At 49.6% G+C, this 20,977-nt stretch carries 15 protein-coding genes; 10 read left to right on the top strand and 5 right to left on the bottom strand.

Annotated elements, in window-relative coordinates:
- The first annotated feature begins 304 nt into the window (after nucleotides 1-304).
- The 4 genes from VQ071_RS14460 (at nucleotide 305) to VQ071_RS14445 (ending at nucleotide 10,421) form a co-directional block, all read left to right on the top strand.
- On the top strand, nucleotides 305-7,054 hold the full coding sequence (locus VQ071_RS14460; RefSeq protein ID WP_340514901.1) for an InlB B-repeat-containing protein: 6,750 nt from the start codon (nucleotides 305-307) through the stop codon (nucleotides 7,052-7,054).
- Nucleotides 7,055-7,272: 218 nt separating this feature from the next.
- Entirely contained in the window at nucleotides 7,273-9,282 is a 2,010-nt protein-coding gene (locus tag VQ071_RS14455; RefSeq protein WP_340514748.1) for a sensor histidine kinase, read from the top strand.
- Nucleotides 9,283-9,298: 16 nt separating this feature from the next.
- Nucleotides 9,299-10,000: a response regulator transcription factor gene (locus VQ071_RS14450; RefSeq protein WP_340514900.1), complete on the top strand. Its 702-nt coding sequence runs from the start codon at nucleotides 9,299-9,301 to the stop codon at nucleotides 9,998-10,000.
- Nucleotides 10,001-10,067: 67 nt separating this feature from the next.
- Complete coding sequence (locus VQ071_RS14445) at nucleotides 10,068-10,421, top strand: hypothetical protein (RefSeq protein ID WP_340514747.1); 354 nt, start codon at nucleotides 10,068-10,070, stop codon at nucleotides 10,419-10,421.
- A 55-nt stretch (nucleotides 10,422-10,476) separates the two neighbouring features.
- Here VQ071_RS14445 and VQ071_RS14440 read toward each other — a convergent pair whose 3' ends face one another.
- Nucleotides 10,477-11,388, bottom strand: a complete 912-nt coding sequence (locus VQ071_RS14440) for a helix-turn-helix transcriptional regulator (protein ID WP_340514746.1) — start codon at nucleotides 11,386-11,388, stop codon at nucleotides 10,477-10,479.
- A gap of 101 nt (nucleotides 11,389-11,489) precedes the next feature.
- Between VQ071_RS14440 and VQ071_RS14435 the strand changes: the two genes are divergently transcribed.
- Complete coding sequence (locus VQ071_RS14435) at nucleotides 11,490-12,440, top strand: alpha/beta fold hydrolase (protein ID WP_340514745.1); 951 nt, start codon at nucleotides 11,490-11,492, stop codon at nucleotides 12,438-12,440.
- A 204-nt stretch (nucleotides 12,441-12,644) separates the two neighbouring features.
- On the opposite strand, the gene VQ071_RS14430 is transcribed toward VQ071_RS14435, so the two are convergent.
- Entirely contained in the window at nucleotides 12,645-13,163 is a 519-nt protein-coding gene (locus VQ071_RS14430) for a dihydrofolate reductase family protein (protein ID WP_340514744.1), read from the bottom strand.
- Between the two features lie 480 nt (nucleotides 13,164-13,643).
- Between VQ071_RS14430 and VQ071_RS14425 the strand changes: the two genes are divergently transcribed.
- Nucleotides 13,644-13,994 (top strand): winged helix-turn-helix transcriptional regulator, encoded by a 351-nt coding sequence (locus tag VQ071_RS14425; RefSeq protein ID WP_340514743.1) that lies wholly within the window; start codon nucleotides 13,644-13,646, stop codon nucleotides 13,992-13,994.
- A 208-nt stretch (nucleotides 13,995-14,202) separates the two neighbouring features.
- Here the strand turns inward: VQ071_RS14425 and VQ071_RS14420 are convergent, their stop codons facing one another.
- A complete protein-coding gene (locus tag VQ071_RS14420; protein ID WP_340514742.1) occupies nucleotides 14,203-15,072 on the bottom strand; it encodes a helix-turn-helix transcriptional regulator in 870 nt (289 codons plus the stop codon).
- A gap of 33 nt (nucleotides 15,073-15,105) precedes the next feature.
- Between VQ071_RS14420 and VQ071_RS14415 the strand changes: the two genes are divergently transcribed.
- The 3 genes from VQ071_RS14415 (at nucleotide 15,106) to VQ071_RS14405 (ending at nucleotide 18,128) form a co-directional block, all read left to right on the top strand.
- Entirely contained in the window at nucleotides 15,106-15,783 is a 678-nt protein-coding gene (locus tag VQ071_RS14415; protein ID WP_340514741.1) for a DUF4386 domain-containing protein, read from the top strand.
- Nucleotides 15,784-16,008: 225 nt separating this feature from the next.
- Entirely contained in the window at nucleotides 16,009-16,593 is a 585-nt protein-coding gene (locus tag VQ071_RS14410) for a TetR/AcrR family transcriptional regulator (RefSeq protein ID WP_340514740.1), read from the top strand.
- Nucleotides 16,594-16,697: 104 nt separating this feature from the next.
- Nucleotides 16,698-18,128, top strand: coding sequence for an MFS transporter (locus VQ071_RS14405; protein ID WP_340514739.1), 1,431 nt, complete (start codon nucleotides 16,698-16,700; stop codon nucleotides 18,126-18,128).
- Between the two features lie 652 nt (nucleotides 18,129-18,780).
- On the opposite strand, the gene VQ071_RS14400 is transcribed toward VQ071_RS14405, so the two are convergent.
- Entirely contained in the window at nucleotides 18,781-19,257 is a 477-nt protein-coding gene (locus tag VQ071_RS14400) for a GyrI-like domain-containing protein (RefSeq protein ID WP_340514738.1), read from the bottom strand.
- Between the two features lie 20 nt (nucleotides 19,258-19,277).
- Nucleotides 19,278-19,757 (bottom strand): hypothetical protein, encoded by a 480-nt coding sequence (locus VQ071_RS14395; protein ID WP_340514737.1) that lies wholly within the window; start codon nucleotides 19,755-19,757, stop codon nucleotides 19,278-19,280.
- A 123-nt stretch (nucleotides 19,758-19,880) separates the two neighbouring features.
- Between VQ071_RS14395 and VQ071_RS14390 the strand changes: the two genes are divergently transcribed.
- Nucleotides 19,881-20,858, top strand: coding sequence for a helix-turn-helix transcriptional regulator (locus VQ071_RS14390; RefSeq protein WP_340514735.1), 978 nt, complete (start codon nucleotides 19,881-19,883; stop codon nucleotides 20,856-20,858).
- Nucleotides 20,859-20,977 lie beyond the last annotated feature (119 nt).

Genomic DNA, 20,977 nt, shown 5'->3' with positions numbered 1-20,977 from the left:
GAGGACTTTCTGGCGATTGCGATTGCGAGTGCGAGTGCGATGCTGAGCAATGAGCAGTTATAAAACTTCTTTTTAGAATAGTCGGAAGAGACTGCGAGCTTTACACAGTCTCTTTTTTGCATCTCTTAATCTACTCTTAAACTGAAGCTAATACTATTCGTATAGTGCCCCTATTATGTCTGACGGGCACATTATGATTGTGGAGGACGAAAGCATCAGAACTATTTAAATATTTGAATTATATTAATTGTTATTTTCTATTTTATATAACAAAGGAGAGATAGGAGTGTGTAATATTTTGGGAATGGTAAAACTGAAAAAGATATTCACGGTCGTGCTCGCATTGGCAGTACTCATCAACTTTTATTCGGGCGTCGCTAAAGCTCAGGGTACGGCCACATTGAAGATTTCAGCAAATTCCATGGATTCAACTTATGGGGAGGATGTAACCTTTAACGTCACTGCACTCGATCCGGTAATCGGCGGAACGACCCCCAGCGGGACAATCACCTTCAGGGATGGTAATCAGGACCTTACGACAGTTGGATTAACTACGGCTGAACCCGTGATTACGACAACGAACTGTGGCTCTTCTTGTCCCCTTATTCAATGGGGAGCATACACCTACCGGGCTTACAGTTTTGGGGATAATCGCATTGCGATGAACATTGTTACTTACGACGCTTCCGGCAATATTGTTAACCAACTGGAAAAGGCAGGAGCGCGTTATTTATCGAACATTACGATGGATGCTGTTGCTCAGACTTTCACCTTCTGGGGTCAGGATGACATGACGATTACGGTGGGATGGGGAGAGCTCCTAAGCGCTTCGTCCAGCGCTAGCTTTAAGACATCCGCTCTGGCGATCGGTATGCACGCCATTACCGCTGCTTTTCCAGGGGACGACGCTCATGCCGCAAGCGAAGCAATGGTTACGGTTACCGTACATCCTGGATATAACGTGACGTATAACGGCAACGGCAGCACGGGAGGAGAGATACCCGCCAATAGCCGCTCATATAATGGCATTAAGGTATCGGTCGCCGGCAACAACGGAAATCTGGTGAAGACAGGCTACACTTTCGCAGGCTGGAACACGCAGGCGGATGGACATGGTGTGGATTATAAAGCAGACGCTGAAGGCGTGATCACGTCCGATATGACGCTGTACGCGAAATGGAAGAAGACCTTGGAGGTTGGAACAGGTACTGAAAGTGATCCTTATCAGATTTCAACTGGTGAGGAGTTGGATACGGTCAGGAATTATTTGGATTCGGATCTTTATTTCAAGCTGACGGCAGATATTGATTTGAGCAGCTATAGCCAAGGATGGTTACCGATTGGGAGTTCTAGCGGCCGATTCCAGGGGCATATGGACGGCAATGGGCACAAGATCACAGGCTTGACGATTAATAGACCTAATGATAATTTTGCAGGGTTGTTTGGGTATATCGGCTATGATGCGAGCGTATCCAATATGATTCTGGAAAACGTAAATATTACGGGCAAACAATATGTAGGCGGCTTGGTAGGCCGTATCGATGGCGGTGAGATAAGCAACAGCTATGTATCAGGAAGTGTAACAGGAACAAGCGCCAGTGTAGGCGGTTTGATTGGCTACAATTACTATGGAACGGTTAATGACAGCTTCGCAAAAGCAAATGTAACAGGAAGCAGTAACAATGTAGGCGGTTTGATTGGCTATAATTACTATGGAACGGTTAATAACAGCTTCGCAAAAGCAAGTGTAACAGGAAGCAGTAACAATGTAGGCGGTTTGGTTGGAGCCAATTTCGGAGAGATCAGCTACGGCTATGCAGCAGGAAACGTAACAGGAACCGGCACCAATGTAGGTGGCTTGATTGGCACCAACAGCGGAACGATCGGCTACAGCTATGCAGCAGGAAGTGTAACGGGAAGCGGCGCCAAAGTAGGCGGCTTGATTGGCAACAATAGTGGAACGATCAGCTACAGCTTCTACGACTCGGGTACGACAGGTCAATCGGATACAGACAAAGGCATTGGCCGAACGACCGCGGAGATGAAGACACAAAGCACTTATGCAGATTCGGACTGGGACTTCACAAGCACTTGGGGGATAAGTCCATCGCGCAATAACGGATATCCCTATTTGTTGGCCATACAAAAGTATGTGACGTATGACGGGAACGGAAACACGGGCGGGAATGCGCCGACTGACGACAAGTCGTACGCGCAAGGCGAAACGGTCAACGTTTATAGTAATACGGCAACTTTACTCAAGACTCACTATACGTTCGCAGGTTGGAATACAGCGGCGGATGGCAGCGGAACAGATTATGCTTCAGGCGCTTCATTCAGCATGGGCGTGTCCGATGTGACGTTATATGCAAAATGGATATTGAGCCCTACATTCAAAGTGACCTATAGCGGCAACGGCAGTACGGGAGGAAGCATACCGACGGACAGCGGCTCGTATGAGCAGGGCGATCCGGTGTCGGTATCCGGGAACAACGGAAACCTGGTGAAGACTCACTACACGTTTGCAGGCTGGAATACGCAGGCGGATGGCAGCGGAACAGATTATGCTTCAGGCGCTTCATTCGGCATGGGCGTGTCCGATGTGACGTTATATGCAAAATGGATATTGACCCCTACATTTAAAGTGGCCTATAACGGCAACGGCAGTACGGGAGGAAGCGTACCGACGGACAGCGGCTCGTATGAGCAGGGCGATCCGGTGTCGGTATCCGGGAACAACGGGAATCTGGTGAAGACTCACTATACGTTCGCAGGTTGGAATACAGCGGCGGATGGAACCGGAACGGATTATGCTCCGGATGCTTCATTCAGCATGGGTTCGTCCGATGTGACGTTATATGCAAAATGGACATTGACCCCTACATTCAAAGTGACCTATAACGGCAACGGCATTACGGGAGGCAGCGTACCGACGGACAGCGGCTCGTATGAGCAGGGCGATCCGGTGTCGGTATCCGGGAACAACGGAAATCTGGTGAAGACTCACTATACGTTCGCAGGCTGGAATACGCAGGCGGATGGAACCGGAACGGATTATGCTCCGGATGCTTCATTCCGCATGGGTTCGTCCGATGTGACGTTATATGCAAAATGGACATTGACCCCTACATTCAAAGTGACCTATAACGGCAACGGCAGTACGGGAGGAAGCGCACCGACGGACAGCGGCTCATATGAGCAGGGCGATACGGTGTCGGTATCCGGCAACAATGGAAATCTGGTGAAGACTCACTACACGTTTGCAGGCTGGAATACGCAGGCGGATGGCAGCGGAACAGATTATGCTTCAGGCGCTTCATTCAGCATGGGCTCGTCCGATGTGACGTTATATGCAAAATGGACATTGACCCCTACATTCAAAGTGACCTATAACGGCAACGGCAGTACGGGAGGAAGCGTACCGACGGATAGCGGCTCGTATGAGCAGGGCGATACGGTGTCGGTATCCGGCAACAATGGAAATCTGGTGAAGACTCACTATACGTTCGCAGGCTGGAATACGCAGGCGGATGGCAGCGGAACAGATTATGCTTCAGGCGCTTCATTCAGCATGGGCTTGTCCGATGTGACGTTATATGCAAAATGGACATTGACCCCTACATTCAAAGTGACCTATAGCGGCAACGACAGTACGGGAGGAAGCGTACCGACGGACAGTGGCTCGTATGAGCAGGGCGATCCGGTGTCGGTATCCGGGAACAACGGGAACCTGGTGAAGACTCACTATACGTTCGCAGGCTGGAATACGCAGGCGGATGGCAGCGGAACAGATTATGCTTCAGGCGCTTCATTCAGCATGGGTTCGTTCGATGTGACGCTATATGCAAAATGGACATTGACTCCTACATTCAAAGTGACCTATAACGGCAACGGCAGTACGGGAGGAAGCGTACCGGCGGACAGTGGCTCGTATGAGCAGGGCGATACGGTGTCGGTATCCGGCAACAACGGAAATCTGGTGAAGACTCACTATACGTTCGCAGGTTGGAATACAGCGGCGGATGGAACCGGAACGGATTATGCTCCGGATGCTTCATTCCGCATGGGTTCGTCCGATGTGACGTTATATGCAAAATGGACATTGACCCCTACATTCAAAGTGACGTATAGCGGCAACGGCAGTACGGGAGGAAGCGTACCGACGGACAGCGGCTCGTATGAGCAGGGCGATACGGTGTCGGTATCCGGGAACAATGGAAATCTGGTGAAGACTCACTACACGTTTGCAGGCTGGAATACGCAGGCGGATGGCAGCGGAACAGATTATGTTTCAGGCGCTTCATTCCGCATGGGTTCGTCCGATGTGACGCTATATGCAAAATGGACATTGACTCCTACATTCAAAGTGACCTATAACGGCAACGGCAGTACGGGAGGAAGCGTACCGGCGGACAGTGGCTCGTATGAGCAGGGCGATACGGTGTCGGTATCCGGCAACAACGGAAATCTGGTGAAGACTCACTATACGTTCGCAGGTTGGAATACAGCGGCGGATGGAACCGGAACGGATTATGCTCCGGATGCTTCATTCCGCATGGGCTCGTCCGATGTGACGTTATATGCAAAATGGACATTGACACCTACATTTAAAGTGACCTATAACGGCAACGGCAGTACGGGAGGAAGCGTACCGACGGACAGCGGCTCGTATGAGCAGGGCGATCCGGTGTCGGTATCCGGGAACAACGGGAATCTGGTGAAGACTCACTATACGTTCGCAGGTTGGAATACAGCGGCGGATGGAACCGGAACAGATTATGCTTCAGGCGCTTCATTCAGCATGGGCTTGTCCGATGTGACATTATATGCAAAATGGCTATTGACCCCTACATTCAAAGTGACATATAGCGGCAACGGCAGTACGGGAGGAAGCGTACCGACGGACAGCGGCTTGTATGAGCAGGGCGATCCGGTGTCGGTATCCGGGAACAACGGAAACCTGGTGAAGACTCACTATACGTTTGCAGGTTGGAATACAGCGGCGGACGGCAGTGGCATTAGCTATGCCAGTGGGATGAATTTCTTTATAGGCACGCAGAATGTTACCTTGTACGCACAATGGCTGTCAGCGAACACATTATTGTCCGGCTTGTCACTGGATTATGGAACACTTCATTTTTTACCATATCAGACGAATTATACTGTACGAGTTGAGAATTCGGTTTCTACGCTTAACCTTTTTCTGAGTAAAGGGGATCCTAACCAATCTCTAACGGTTACGGGGGCGAATTACAACTCGGTAACGGGAAATGTATATGGCTACAGTGCATCAAGCTTGTTCTTCGAGCACAACCCTATTCGGATTACCGTGACGGCGCAAGACGGCTCAAACACGACATACGTGATCACCATTACCCGAGAAGGTATCATAGGAGAGCCGATGCAATTAGACCCTTCGGTTCGTACGCTTACGTACTCGGGCGGGCTCGTAATTAAGCTGCCTGACGGACTGGTGATTCCCGAGGGGACAATATTGACGGTACAAGATTCGAACGCCACGCCCTCGGGGGAGGTTAAACTCGCTAGAGCAGGACAAGTTATCGAATTCCAACTTGAAGGCATGACCATTACTCAGCCTGTACAGATTACACTCGGGTATGACGATAGTTCGGATAGGAGCAAGCTCGCTGTTTATTATTACAACGTGTCTACTGGCAAGTGGGAGTATAATCCTTCCCGAGTAACGGACAACGGCATCGAGACGACAGTCAGCCATTTCTCCACATACGGAGTGCTGGCGGACACGACCGCACCGGACCAGGTAACAATCACATCGGACGCAAAAACGACAAACTCGATTACACTTCATCTTGCTGCGAACGATGATTCGGGTGTGGCCAAATATATGATTTACCGTGACGGGACGCTCATTGTGGAAACGGCTGAAAGTACGTATGTCGATACCGGACTTTCTGCTTCGAAGCAGTATATTTATACGGCTAAGGCTGTTGATATGTTGGGAAACATTTCGAATGCCAGCGAAAGCATGTCGGTTGCAACGAACGGTGATGGCGGCTCATACACGCCAACCCCGCCAACGAGTGACCCTACGTTCACCTCTACAGATGGTCATTTGACGCTTCCCGCAGGCAAAGCGGGAGAGGTCAGCCAAGGCGATGAGATCAAGATCGTCATTCCTGCCAACGCTACAGGCAAAGAGTTAAAATTAACGATCGATAAAGTCTCGGATATACAGACTTTGATTACAAATAAGGATATTCTGCTTAGCCCGATATTCGAAATTCTAAAAAGCTTCGTGGAGAACTTCGACAAATCTGTCACGCTCTCTTTCAAATTTGATCTGAATAGCTTGAAGGGCAATGAGAAGGCGGTCGTCTTCTATTATGACGAAGTGAAGAAGGAATGGGTGAAGGTCGGCGGCACTGTGAGCGGCAATAATATTACCGTAGAGGTTAATCACTTCACCAAATACGCTGTATTTGCGGTAGCCGATGCTGCCCCTCCGACAACGGACGGATTAACGGAAGTGAGCTTCAGCGATATTGCCGCACATTGGGCGGAAGCCAGTATTAAGCAAGCGGTTAGCGCGGGCATCGTTAAGGGCTATCCGGATAATACGTTCAAGCCGGGTCGCACCGTGACGCGCGCGGAATTTGCGGTCATGCTGATGAATGCGCTCAAACCGCAAGGAGATGGAGCGGCGCTGACGTTCACCGACAAGGAGAAGATTGGCTCCTGGGCGCAGAAATCCATCGCGCAGGCAGTGTACGCGGGTATTATTAGTGGTTATGAGGACGGCTCCTTCCGCCCGAATGCGGAAATCACTCGTGCAGAAATGGCTGCGATGATCGCAAAGGCATTGGGCCTGGGCTTGACTGGCGGAACAAATGAGACACCTGGCTTTGTAGATGATAAAGACATTCCGGACTGGGCGAAAGGCGCTGTGGCCACTATAAAAAATCTGGGTATTATTCAAGGCAAAGGCGCGAACCAATTCGCTCCTGGAGATAAAATGACAAGAGCAGAGGCGGTAACGGTGCTCTTAAAAATGCTGGAACAAAAAAGCAAGTAAAGAATCTAGACCAAGGCTGTTTTGAAGTCAAATTCAAAGCAGCCTTTTTTTGTAGAACTGATAGGAATCGGAAGCTTGAACTGCTTGCGCTGGTTCGAAGTGAAGCTTGTATCAATATGATCATAATGAGCCTCCCAGCTACGTGGATTTGATTGCGGAGACAGGTTAAACTGAGGACAACAAGCCTAGGATGTGCCAAAGGAGACAAGATCAATATTGTGAGCCAATCGAAAAGATTGCACATCATAAGGCTTATCCTTTTGCTGCTTACCGCTGGCCTTATTCTTCAACCTAACCCGGTGCAGGCAAGCTCGCATGAGGATCAAAATCAGGCATCGAGGATCGCGTGGGAAGCCTACTATTTCGGAAATATGACTAATGGACAGTTACCTTCCGAATGGCATCCATTCTCCCGGATGGATTCGGATCGGAATGGCGCTCATCCAGGCAACGAGCTTTGGCTAAAAGCTCATCTTTCAAAAAAAGGGATTTCACTGGGGCAGCTTCTGGTTTATTCCTATATAGTTAAGGATTTTGAGATTGCCTTATTTCTGGACGGCCAGCCTGTCTTCAAGTCAGAGAAGCTCCTGCCATCGGGATTTATTTCTTGGAGAATCATTTCTTATGACAATATAACGGGTCATGAAGATCAAGTACTGGTAGCTCGCATTTCCCCTCATCAAAATTTGGAAGGTTTCGAGGTATGGTCGGGAACCTCATCGTCTTTAGTGCTTAAGCTGCTGCGAACGGAAGCGCCGATGTGGGCTGGAGCAATTGTACTATCGCTGTTAAGCGCGGTATCTTTACTATTGTATTTTTTTAATCGCAGCCAAACGCTTTTTATTTATTTTTCCGTTTTTTTGGCGAGTTTTGCTATAGATTTAACCGTCATGTGGGGAGGCTGGCAGTTTGCTTTTCGGTCAGATGCTCTATGGGTCTGGGGATCGCTCATTCACTTTAATTGGTATATCGGATATGCTAGCGGGATTTTGATCACGTATGCGATTGTTGGTGGTAAAGGCAGCAAGTGGATTCGTAATCTTGGTTACGCGGTGGTAGTCTATGCCTTTGTTGCGGTTGCGGGTTGGCTGTTGTTCGGTGAACAAGCGCAGCTGCTATTTTATCAGCTTTTTTACGATTATATTTCGACATGTCTGCTACTTGCATTAATAGTTGTCCTTTTTCTTGCTCTTAAACGGCGAAGAAATTCGGAAATCATGGTGTTTGCAATCGGAAATGCCATTTTTGTTGGAGGTCTTGTACTTGGTCGGGCGGTGAGCGGGCAATTCGGACTCTTTCCTACGACACGGACCTTGTTGACGTCGCATCACGCGTTTGCCCAGATTAGCTGGACCTTTCTTGGCTTCGGCGGGGTAGTCATCTGTTGCGGGATAATCATGGGCATGCGGCTTATGCGTATGGCACAGTTACGTTCAACGAACAAGGAGCTGGCGAAGGTAAATGGCGAGCTCATAATAGCCAATGAAAAGCTATCCCACATCGATCAGATTCGCAGCAATATGTATTCCGAAGTGAGTCATGAGCTCAACACGCCGATTACAGCAATTAAAGGGTATGTCCAGTTGATGCTGAATGGTACGATTCCGGCGGGAGAAACCCGCTATCTTCAGGTCATTCATGATAAATCGCTGGTAATGGAGCGGATGATCGACGATATGCTGGAAATCGTCCGGCTTGAAAATAAACATATTCAGTTTGAATACGAGCTTGTTCCGTTCGGGGCTTTATTTGCAAGGCTGTGTTCGAAGGTGCAGATGGACATGCTGGAGCAGGGCTTTACTTTCTCCTGGGTTCCGATGTCGGAGCCTTGGCCTGATCGATTTACGGCCATTTACGCCGATCCGATGCGCGTGGAGCAAGTGTTTGCTAACTTGCTGTCGAATGCGCGGAAGTTTACAGCTCCGGGAGGTACGATTCGCGTCGAGGCGACAATGGAGGAACCCGGGGCTCAGCCTTCAGTCATTACCATTCGGATAATCGACAGCGGGTACGGGATAGAAGAGGGGGAGCGGGAGTCTATTTTCGAGCGCTATTACCGGGGAAAAGGCGCTAAGACAGGAGCGATTACGGGAACGGGGCTGGGCTTGCCGATATGTCGAGAAATTATGAACGCTCATGGCGGCGAGGTCGGACTTGAACGTTCATCTACTCAAGGAAGCACGTTTTATATCCGTTTTCCGTTGCATTATGCACATGTAAAGGAATGAAAGGTAGGTGCTTAAAATGTCTGACGGGCACATTATGATCGTTGAGGATGAACGGGATATTCGGGAGTTGCTGCGGTTGTGCGTGGAGAGCAGCGGATTTCGCGTGACAACAGCTGGAAGCGTGAGAGAAGCACAAGCTCTACTGGGCAATGAATTGCCAAATCTGGCTCTGCTGGATATTAACCTTCCGGACGGAGACGGGATGAGCCTGTGCGCTGAAATTCGCAACCGTTCGGATATTCCCGTCATTCTAATTACTTGCAGGAAGGAAGGCGGCGATATCGTAGCCGGCTTGGAGGGTGGGGCGAACGATTATATCGTGAAGCCATTCGATGTCGATGTCGTAATCGCACGTATTCGGACACAGTTGCGCAGCTACGCTTATTGGAAGCAGTCAAATTATAAAAATAGATTGCGTAATCAGGAATTGAGCATCGATCTGGATAGCTGCGAAGTGATGGTTGGCGGAAAGACGGTAGGACTATCGGCTAAGGAACGGCAGCTTCTCTTGTTTTTGGCCGATCACCCCAATCAAGTGTTCAGCGCAAGCTTGCTATACGACAGAATCTGGGGGCTGGAAGGAACAAGCGAGGAGAACACGGTAAGCGTTCATATTCGCTATTTACGTAAAAAAATTGAGGTCAATCCTTCGGAACCGAAATATATTCAAACGGTTCGCGGCTTTGGCTACAAGTTTTGTTGGATGGAAGATTACTAATCTGGAGGCAGAGCAGTGAAAAAGCTTATTTAGTTTTGATATACCGAGAAAAAAGGAGAAATGTAGCATGGGAGTTTCTGTTTATTACACTTGTACGAGAAACCACAACCTTACCTACAATGAGGAGCAAGAGATAACGGTTATCATTGATAAATACAATGCGGGTTTTGAAATGAAGGATATTGGAGAAACATTTTGTGTTTATGACTATGATCAGGGTAAACCAACAGTAATCTTTGCAGGTTCAACAAAGCTACCCTTTTCAGATGATTTTGAAGATACATTGCATGCGCTGTTTTATTGGTTGGCCTGTTTGACGGATATTAGAAGAAGTATTTCCAATGGGGATTGGCATGTGCATCTGGATGATACGGACGCCATCTGGGATGAGGAAACGGGTTGGAAGATGCCGGACCATTAGCATTTGTACCCCCAACAAAGTAATGAGGAGGATCTTATTTAAGAACATGATCTTATCAGGAATAACTCTCCACCATTTGCGTTAAATAATTTCGAAAGTCTTCAACATAGGTTTCGGGCTCGACAATTTTTAGATGAGTGCCGAAGCTTGCTAATAATTGAAATCCCATACGATTTTGAGGGACATAAATGGTTGCTAATAAAAATCCAGAACTATGGTCTTCAATACTTTTTCGACCATACCTTTCGATGATCTGATCCTTTATACGAGGTGATATCCTCGCCTTAATCGTGACGAATTGCGGTAGATAGCTTGCTTCGTTGCCTTGCTCTGACCAATCGTCTCTAGGATGAAACGCGCGTTCGTCCATAGTAAGATGATCGATCCGGGATAACTTGAATGTTCGCGATCCTTGTCGATGTAAACAGAATCCTTTTAAGTACCAACTCAATTCGCTAAAATGCAGCTCATAGGGCTCGACCACTCGATTCGTTACAGCTCCGTCTTTATCCGTATAATCAAACGAGACCAGCCTTTTCTTTAAAATGGATTCTTGACACATCTTTAACGTTTCAAGAATTTCGGACCGACCTTCCCAATCATAAAACGACAGTTGAATGGAACGATTTAGAGACAATGGACTAACCATTGCCTCTATTTTTTTTATCGTTCTTTCAACTTCTTCAGTAAGAAGGATTTGTTCCAATCCGCCGAGTGCAGTTAATATATTTTGTAAATCGGAGCTGCTTAAAAGGCGCTTATCAACCTTGTAGGCATCCATGATGCCGTAGCCGCCTTTGACCCCATTGACAGCGTAGATCGGGATGTTCGATAAGCTCAACGTTTCCATATCGCGAAGGATCGTTCTTTTGGAAACATGGAATAGTTGTGTAAATTCCTTTGTAGAAACAACCTCTTTTTTCAGCAATATCATAATAATCGAAATGAGTCGCTCCACTTTGTCCATAATTGCCCTCTTTTTTTTCACATGACTTCAGAACGGTGACAATAAGCTGTCACCTTTTGCCCATTATACTACATGTATCACAAGAAGGAGGTTTTGATTCCATGTTTAATCCAACCGATTTCCCCAAGCCCACCCTTATTTCAGTCAACGGTGTGGAACTCGAAGTCTTTGAAGCAGGCCGAGAAAACGCCGGAAAACCCATTGTGCTCTGCCACGGCTGGCCAGAGCATGCCTTTTCTTGGCGCCATCAGGTGTCCCCTCTTGTCGCAGCGGGCTACCATGTCATCGTCCCGAACCAGCGGGGCTATGGCAACTCATCCCGCCCGACCGAAGTGACCGATTATGACGTTGAACACTTGTCGGGCGATCTCCTCGCCCTTCTCGATCACTATGGATACGAGGACGCCACCTTTATCGGTCATGATTGGGGTGCGATGGTCGTCTGGGGACTGACCTTGCTGCATCCAAACCGCGTGAACAAGGTGATAAATCTGAGCTTACCCTACCAGGAACGCGGGGAAAAACCTTGGATCGAGTTCTTGGAGGAAACACTCGGCGGCGACTACTATTTTGTCCACTTCAATCGACAGCCAGGTGTCGCGGACGCTGTATTGGATAAGAATACGTTTCGGTTTCTTCGCAACCTGTACCGCAAGAACGAGCCTCTCAGAGCACCTGAGCCAGGCATGGCGATGATTAATCTCGCCAATGCAGATACACCACTGGGTGATCCTTTGATGAGCGACAGCGAGCTGAATGTTTTCGTCTCCGCTTTTGAAACATCAGGGTTCACGGGCAGCATAAATTGGTACAGGAATCTTGACCGCAACTGGCGCATATTGGCGGACGTGAATCCTGTCATTCAACAACCCACGCTCATGATTTATGGCGACCGGGATGCGATCCCGAAATCCGGAAATCTGGCAAAATTCGTGCCCAATGTGGAAGTGATCAATCTGGATTGCGGTCATTGGATTCAGCAAGAAAAGCCGGAAGAAACAAACCAGGCGATTTTGAGATGGCTGGAACAAAAGGATGCCACCTGGTCCTAAGAGTGTTTCAACGCTGAGTCTGCCCTACGGTTTGACTAGAGGGTGGGATAAGATTATTCTCTGAAAAACAACGAAGGAGCTGCGGTGACAGCTCCTTTTGCTTTTTCGCCGTTAGACCCTTAAGCTGAACCCTACCATAAGTAACGGCGACAAATCTGAATGTCATAGGCAGTCCATCCGTAATTCGCCAGACTAAGTTGTATGCTAGGAAACAGCTCGATCGATCCTATAACGCAACTGAACGACGCCGCTGCCGAGAGGTTTGCAGTCCAGCAGTTGCACATCCTTATAGCAATAGTTATCTTTGTCGATTAGCAGGTTCAACCCCTTGCCTTCCATCACGGGTGCCACATTGAATATCACTTCGTCTACAAGATTTTGACCCAGGAATGAATTGTGAATATCCGCGCCGCCGCTAATCAGAGCGGTCTGATGGCCTTTCTCTTCCAGGTAATTCAAGGCTTCCTCCGGCGATCCTGCAACCTTTACTCCCGGGATCTCCGTGGAGCTCTTAGAGACGACAACGATATCGATATCGGCAAAAGGTCCCGGTCCGCCATTGCCGCGCATGCCTTCGAACGTCCGACGCCCGACAATGAAATTCCCTGTAGCTTTAACGTGTGTAAAGAAGTCGTCCAGTGCTTCCTTTTTTGGCGGATTTGCAGGCCCCGATTGTGCATAATTGCCGTTAGCGGTTAATGTTGCCCATAGAATTGTTTTCATAGTGTACGCCTCCTGATATTCGTTCTGATAATGTTCGGACAGCCGCTGCCACCCGGACTTCGGAGTCGGGAACGGATCGGTGTATGCTTTGCGCAAAGTATCCGTAAATCGGCAGTATTTTCGCAGGCCATGCCCACGTATTCATCACGACGATGCCGCGCCAGTGATCTCGTTGCCGTACCGCGTAGTTCAGGCCGATCGGACCGCCCCAATCCTGAACGACTAGAATGAAATCCTTCTCGGCCCTTGCCCTTCATCGACGTAGTGAATGTGTCCATCGCGGAAAGGCATCCAGCGGTCGGTGAACGGGTACTCCGCGGGGTCCAATTCAAACGGTCTAATCAAGATGCGCCCTCCTTACTCTGTGCATGGGGATAGTTCGCTTTGCTTGATTTACATCATAATTGGTCTGTGATACATTTGAAAAGTAGTTACATTTAAGTGCAATAGTTTCAAAAAATGAACTATGGAGTGTTTACGATGATCGATCGATCCTGTCCTGGCGTCGTTGAGCCGATTTTGGAGCTTCTGGATGGAAAATGGACGCTTCTTCTCTTATTCGAATTGTTAAACGGAACTAAGCGATTCGGGGAACTGCGCCGTAAGCTGCAACCGATAAGTCCAAAAACGTTGACAGACCGCTTGCGTCTGTTGGAGGAGAAAGGACTCGTCACGCGTACTCTTTATCCGGGCGTACCGTTGCATGTCGAATATGAATTTACCGAGAGTGGGAAGGCGCTGCAGCCGATTTTTGAGGCGATGTGGAACTGGACGCAGGAGCATGGCGCTCATCTAAACAGAGATGCAGATGATAGCGGTCAAGGAGCATAGATGGTGAGGGGTACCCAATTGGGTGCCCCTCACTTCGTTTTATAGAGCAGCGTCGGCCCTTCTCGAATCGTTGGGGCTAATAATAGCGAACGTGAGGCGGACCGGTAAAAGAGAAGAGGCGGGAAGAGGCGCGATTACAGCAAGATTCGGAAAGTGCGCCGGAAGCCTGCATGGTATCTTAGGTTCATCCGATCTTGACGGAATAGCGCTATTCCCCGTCTGAGTCGATGGGCAGCTTCTTGATCGGAGCAAAGATATGATAAGCGGAGCCAAGGTCGTGAATGTCGTTGAAGCGTTGGACCAACTCGATGTGGGAATCATCGGTCTCTTGTCTGGAGATTTTCAGAAATCGCGCGTAATCCGTCTTCAGGACATCCCCGATCTCGAGAAGGTCGCCGGAATAGGTGAACTTGGCGCAGAAGAACCGCGGCACGTCGACGGTGAAGTAGAAGGGCTTCTCGATGCGAAGCTCCTGCGGAATTCCGCACAGGACGTTGAATCGGGTGGAGTCGGGCTGGCAGTTCGAATAGACGACGTAGCAAGGGCCTTGAACGGACGGGTCCAGCTCCTGAAGCAGCATTCGCGAGTGGGACCGAATCGTCGTCTCGTAGTCCCCCGCCAAGTCTACCTCAAAGACGATGCCGCTCAGCCGGATCGCTTCGAATTCTGTCAGGGTAAAGTCGGCGACCACGTCCCCGTTGATGTTCTTGATGGGTCTACGCACGATCGCAGGGACCGGAATCGGGGCAAGACCCGGGTGCCGCGTTCTCAGCAAACTGGGGGCAATGCCATACTGGCGGCTGAACGCACGGGTGAACGAGGAAGGCGTCCCGAAACTGAGCCGGTAGGCGATGTCGGTAAGGGAGGTTCGGCCTTCGTGGATGAGAATCAAGGAAGCGTTCAGCCTTCGGGACAGGATGTACGTGTTGAGCGAACAGCCCATCATGGCCGAGAACAGCCGATGAAAGTAGTATTTGGACAGGTTGAGGGCATTCGCTACGTCATCCAGCGATAAAGGCTGGTCCAGATGGTCCTCGATATGAAGCAATGCTCGCTCGACAACCTCGTAATGATCCATAGGAATCTCCAATCGTATAAGGGGGTAGGCAGAATGACGCAAGACAGAAGGAATGGAGTCCTCGCGGGGCTCTTCTATATCGTGGCCGCGGCCACGTCCATCATCGCCGTTCTTTGTTACGATCCCGTATTGAGCGACAAGTGGTACCTAGCCGTCATCGATGGTCGGAAAACAGAGGTGTTGGTCGGCGTCTTAAACGATCTCTTGCTCATCCTCTCGGCGGTAGGGACGGCGGTCATGCTGTTTCCATACCTTCGCCGTTGGAATGAGCACCTGGCTCTTGGCTATCTCTGCTTCCGGTTCATGGAGGCCGTGTTCATCGCGATCGGAGCGGTGAGCATCTTGGGATTGGTGCAGCTCAGTATTCACTATGAGGCAAACGGGGCGGCCGATCAAGCGAATCTTCTCGAGTTGGGGTACCTTCTGCAAGGATTCCATCGCTGGACGTCGATGCTGGGACCTAACCTCATGCTGGGAGTCAATACGACCCTGTATAGCTATCTGTTGTTCCGGACGAGGCAGGTGCCAAGACCGTTGGCCACGTTCGGGATGGCGACTGCGGTTCTCGTATTCGCGGCGGGGCTGCTGGAGATGTTCGGCGCGTTCGGGCCATACTCCGCGGGTAAAGGACTGCTGGCTCTGCCCGTGGGCGTCTACGAGATGAGCTTGGCTGTCTGGCTGATCGCGAAGGGATTCCGCTCGCTTGATTAGATGGTGCACGGAGAATCGTATCACAAGCAGGGCAAAATGGCCGAATCAGAGTGATTGAGGCCGACCAATGGATTTGAAGTCATTGTTGACCGATCGATCTAAAAATGATAAAGTAATTCCAGACCAACTGGTCAAAAATTAAATTGGAGGGATTATTCTGGCGCCCCATATTCTTGACTGATCGATCCGGTAGGGTTAGTATCAGACAGAAAGGGGGCCTCTTAAGTGGCAAGAAGCAAAGAATTCGATACAAACCTCGTATTTCACAAGGCAATGGAGTTGTTCGGGCATTACGGTTACGAGGGGACATCCCTGCAAATTCTGCTCGATGGTCTGGGAATCGCCCGACAAAGCTTATATGATACGTACGGGACGAAGCGGGATCTCTTCATCAGAGCCGTCAAGCATTATGTGAATGAAAAATCATCGGCGGTTGTTGCCTACCTTGAGCAGATAGGGCCCGTGAAGCCGGTAATATCGAAAATTTTCTACGAGATCGTGGCGGCGCTTCAGGACGAAGATCGGCGCAAGGAATGTTTGATTCTGTACAGTGCCATTGACCGAGTACCGCACGATCCGGAGATCGCGGAGCTGTTTGAACAAGACCAACTCCGGCTGGAGAAAGCTTTTCACGAGGCATTGGTTCGGGCCGGCAATCAGGGTGAACTTAATACACAACAAGACTTGCTTGCGCTTGCGAAGTATTTGTATTATTCACGATACGCGTTAACTCAAGTCGCAAAATTAACCAACAATCCGAGAGTGTTGGAAGAGATCACGGCGGTCACCTTGTCCGCGCTGGATCGATAAAGACGAGCGCCATGTGCGCCGCCTTTTTTGCTATTAATAGATCGATCGGTCAAAAATTATAATGAAATAAGACCATTCGGTCTGAAAAAGGAGGACATTTGTCAATGTATGAAAACCGCTCTAAAGAATTGGCTTTGCTCGTCCTGGCCATTTCGCAATTGATGATGGCACTTGATTACACGATTATCTTCGTCGCTATGCCTTCCCTTGGCGCGGAGCTAGGTTTCTCCGCAAATCATCTGCAATGGGTCGTCAGCGCTTATTCGCTCGGTTTCGGCGGATTCCTATTAATCGGAGGACGTTTATCTGACCTGCTCGGTAGACGCCGCATATTCATGATCGCCATGGTTTTATTCGGTCTAGGCTCGTTGCTTGGAGGGCTATCGGGCTCCCAACTCATGCTTGTTATCGCCAGAGGGTTGCAAGGTTTTGGCGGGGCGCTATTGTCTCCGGCAACATTGTCGCTGATTATGTCCAACTTCGAAGAAGGTGTCGAGCGAAACCGGGCTATGGGCATCTGGGCATCCATGGGCGGAGTCGGAATGTCTCTCGGCTTGTTGCTTGGCGGAGTATTGACCAGCTACATCGGATGGGAAGCCACCTTCATCGTGAATGTTCCGATCGCCATTATTACCATTTTGCTGGCGCCGATCGTACTTAAGGAGAGCAAGCTTTCGTCCGATAAGAAGCATTTTGACATTGCCGGCACGGTATCGGTCACATCAGGTCTGCTGTTTGTCGTTTACTATCTGATTCAATCGCCGGTCGAAGGCTGGCTCAGCCTGAGCACCTTGCCCTTCGTCCTGCTAGGCGCCGTATTGCTCATCGTCTTTGTCGTCATCGAGCTTCGTTCAGCAGAGCCGCTCATCTCCTTTCGATTGTTCCGTAATCGCAATCTGACCGGTGCCGCGCTGATCGCCTTTCTTTTCTCCGCATCGTTCGGTACACTCTATTACTTCTTGACGCTTTACACGCAGGATGTCCTGCATTATTCGGCTATCCGTTCAGGCCTCACGTTCTTGCCGTTGACGCTCAGCGCGTTTCTGGGAGTAAAGCTGCTTAATCGCATGCTGGCTAAAGTCGGAGTCTCCGGCACGATAGCTTCGGGAATGGCCATCGGAGCCATAGGATTTCTGATCCTTACCCAGCTATCCGCAACAGGGTCTGCATGGGGAGTCATTCCAGGTACCGTGATTATCGGTATCGGTCAAGCGCTCGTATTCACGACGATGTTCATCGCCGGAGGCACGGGGATCGATCCCAAAGAACAAGGGGTAGCTTCTGCGATTATCTCGACAGGGCAGCAAATCGGCGGCGCAATTGGCCTGGCTGTCATTATGGCGATTCTCTCTGCAGGCCTGGGTTCGAACGCGACGCTAGAGACGATGAAGCCCGCCGATCTGAATCAATCCATTCATACCGCATTCGTCGTCACTGCTATCGCTACGCTGCTCGGCGTAGTGGTCGCCTTCGTTGTACTAAGGAAAGGCAAGAACACAACAGCGGACAAGACAAATGTCACAGCCGCTCATTAACTTTGTTTTTATCGCTTTGGCGTGGTGTTCACACTATGTTGTAGCATGAGCAATGAAAAGATCAAAAGCGCGACTGGTGTAACCAGAAGTGCGGGACACTGACTGCCGTATTACCAGAATCCCTATTGTCTGCCGGCAGATGACCCACGAGTCATACTGGTTAGTGCACTCAGGTCATCCCATGCGCCAGACGAAGTTTTATAGCGCGAGCTTGCCATGGATCCCGGGGTGCCGAGAGTGGCTTATGTATCCATCGCATAACGAGAGCTATAAAGAACGGAGCAAAGCGCTTGGCGTATCCGATGAATAGCTGAAGCTTGGTGGCCGCAGGGCCGCCATTTGTTTTCGCCGATAGCCCCGTTAAGCTGAACTAAATATAAGTTGATTAGAGGTTTATCTAAATATCGAATTCTTAATCGACGAAAGGATGTTATGCCATTTCATGAACGACACCTTCAAAGCATTATCCGATCCGACTCGCAGGAAAATACCCCAATACGCAACCCCCAATTTTCGGCTTCACTTATGGTACGCTTAATAAGCTAACTCTTAAATAGATCAAAGCAAAAAACGCGCTTGAACCATTGCTGGTTTTGCGCGTTTTATCTTGCCGAAGTACGGCGTCAGGACGGAATGTTCATTGCCGTCTGAACTATTTTCTAACCACAGGAACCCAAAATTCTCCGTAGAACGTGCCGTCGCCATTTTCTTTACGATAAGTCGCATTTGGACCGCCGATGTAAGCATAGTCCGTGACTTGCGACAAGACTTCGGCAAAGGCGCGATAAGTCAACTGATCGAACAAAGCATCCTTGTCGCCGGTTCCTGCGACCACGATGTACTCGCTCTCCGGAAACTCGATCATGCGCGTTGCGTCAGCCACCGATTTGCTAGCTTCTACCGCGAAGTAATTCCACGGTCTGCCTTGATAAACCTCGTTGACCGACCATTCACGATCATCTTTTGCGGCCGTCTTCAGCTTGTCGAAACGCCCGTCAGCCCTCAGTCCGCCCCAAAACGCCGCTTTTTCTTTTTGCAAAGCCGACGTGTCCTGGAAGCTGGATTGAATCGAGAAACCATAAGCGGTCAGTGTAAACGACTTTTTGTGTTCGACGGCGTAATTTTCCACGAGAGCGCTCCTTTTTTAGATTAGTCTCCTACTTTTTTTGCACGAAGCCACATTTCACCGTAGAATTTGCCGTCTTCGGCTGCTTTGACGAATGTGGAGTTGCCGGGACCCACGTATTTGTAGTCCGTGATTTCTTGCAGCAGGCCGCCGAAAACTTTGCCTGTTATTTCGTCGGGAAGGCGGTCCTTGTCAGCGCCTGTGCCAGGCACCACGAGGTATTCCCCGGCGAGGAAGTCGAGGACGACTGCGTCTTCCACGTCGTATGCACCCATCACGCCGAAGCCGCGCCAAGCCTTGCCGTCGATGACGTAATTGATTTGATATTCCTGCCCGTCGGCGAGCGCGAGAAGCGCGGCAAGCTTGCCATTTTCGGTGATTTGCGTTTTTTTCGCTGCCGTTTTGGCTGCATTGCCTGCCCAGTCGTTGTAGTCTTCCAGTAAAACGCCGAAAGCAGTCATTTTGTAGTTTTCCGAGATGGTTTGGATGGAGTAGCTAGCCATTTTTATTCTCTCCTTTGGGATGACTCTTTACAAGATTGATACTAATCGCTAAATGTATCAAAAAACGATACTTTTTTTGGTGGATGCCACAAAGTGATGCTGCATTTCTGATACAATACAATCATGAAAAAGACCGAACGAGTGAACCTGATCATGCGCTTTATCAATAATCGCGCGCATTTTACGATTGCGGAGATTCAGCGGGAGTTCAAGATTTCCCGCGCAACGGCAATCCGCGACATTAACGAGATCCAGGCGTTGGGTTTCCCGCTGACGTCCGAGCTTGGGCGCGGGGGTGGCTACAATGTGCTGCAAAATCAGTACCTGTCCGCCGTCCGTTTCACGCCGGAGGAGCTCAAAGCGATATTTATCAGCTTTATCGCTTCGAAAAATTCGCAGCTGCCTTATTTGCAAAATCGCCGCTCTATCACTGAAAAACTCATCGGCATCGCATCGCAAGCCCAGCACGACGAGCTGATCGAACTGAATCATCTCTTGCTTTTTGAAAATACGAATCCTGCGAATCCGAATCTGCTGGAACTCGACGATGCGGCGCCTGCGGAGTTGAACCAGTTAATCTCGCTTGCCTTGCGGGATAAGCACCTGCGCTTGACCTATGAGCCGAGTGCCGGCTGGCCTCAATTGATTGACGTTTTTTTGATTCATATTTTTAACTCAAACGCGCATTGGCTGGTCGAGGTTTATGATTTCGATACGGATTCGTTTCGGTATTTACCTGTCGAGATGCTGCGGGATTCGGCCATCTCCACGGAGAAGATGAAGCGCTCGGAGCAGGAGATCTTAAGCAAAAAGCGGCTCGGCGCACGCGAGTCCAACCTGGTTGTAAAGCTTGATTGGACGGGGATCCAGCGCTTTAAGCGCATGCACCCGCCGGGAATTATTTTGTCCTTCACAGGGATGTTCCAGTCGAGCGGGATTTTTAACGTTCAACTGGACGTGACCGATGCCGAGGCGCTGGCGTATTATGCGGATTGGCTTTTGTTCCTGGGGAAGGGGGTCGAGTTTGAACGGATTCCCGATGAGCTGCGCTTGATTATGGAGGCGCGGTTACAGGGAAGTGCCGATACGTTAGCCAAATAAATGCAAGGCGTTAAGCCCACGGCGGTGAAAAGCAAGCCTGGATACCAAGCGTGCCTGTGAGGTCGTAAACCTAACCAAGGGTTGGCATTCAAATGCGATTGAAGTCGGGTGTAAACAGT

The organism is Cohnella sp. 56, assembly GCF_037963805.1.
In the GTDB taxonomy this organism is placed as follows: Bacteria; Bacillota; Bacilli; order Paenibacillales; family Paenibacillaceae; genus Cohnella.
The sequence above is the reverse complement of the archived record's forward strand: the minus strand, read 5'-3'. Positions and strand labels throughout refer to the sequence as shown.

What these genes read in the sequence shown, in the direction of transcription:
- VQ071_RS14420 (WP_340514742.1), bottom strand. Translation starts at nt 15,072, where the DNA reads ATGGATCATTACGAGGTTGTCGAGCGAGCATTGCTTCATATCGAGGAC.
- VQ071_RS14425 (WP_340514743.1), top strand. Translation starts at nt 13,644, where the DNA reads ATGATCGATCGATCCTGTCCTGGCGTCGTTGAGCCGATTTTGGAGCTT.
- VQ071_RS14460 (WP_340514901.1), top strand. Translation starts at nt 305, where the DNA reads ATGGTAAAACTGAAAAAGATATTCACGGTCGTGCTCGCATTGGCAGTA.
- VQ071_RS14405 (WP_340514739.1), top strand. Translation starts at nt 16,698, where the DNA reads ATGTATGAAAACCGCTCTAAAGAATTGGCTTTGCTCGTCCTGGCCATT.
- VQ071_RS14395 (WP_340514737.1), bottom strand. Translation starts at nt 19,757, where the DNA reads ATGGCTAGCTACTCCATCCAAACCATCTCGGAAAACTACAAAATGACT.
- VQ071_RS14435 (WP_340514745.1), top strand. Translation starts at nt 11,490, where the DNA reads ATGTTTAATCCAACCGATTTCCCCAAGCCCACCCTTATTTCAGTCAAC.
- VQ071_RS14445 (WP_340514747.1), top strand. Translation starts at nt 10,068, where the DNA reads ATGGGAGTTTCTGTTTATTACACTTGTACGAGAAACCACAACCTTACC.
- VQ071_RS14440 (WP_340514746.1), bottom strand. Translation starts at nt 11,388, where the DNA reads ATGGACAAAGTGGAGCGACTCATTTCGATTATTATGATATTGCTGAAA.
- VQ071_RS14390 (WP_340514735.1), top strand. Translation starts at nt 19,881, where the DNA reads ATGAAAAAGACCGAACGAGTGAACCTGATCATGCGCTTTATCAATAAT.
- VQ071_RS14430 (WP_340514744.1), bottom strand. Translation starts at nt 13,163, where the DNA reads ATGAAAACAATTCTATGGGCAACATTAACCGCTAACGGCAATTATGCA.
- VQ071_RS14450 (WP_340514900.1), top strand. Translation starts at nt 9,299, where the DNA reads ATGTCTGACGGGCACATTATGATCGTTGAGGATGAACGGGATATTCGG.
- VQ071_RS14415 (WP_340514741.1), top strand. Translation starts at nt 15,106, where the DNA reads ATGACGCAAGACAGAAGGAATGGAGTCCTCGCGGGGCTCTTCTATATC.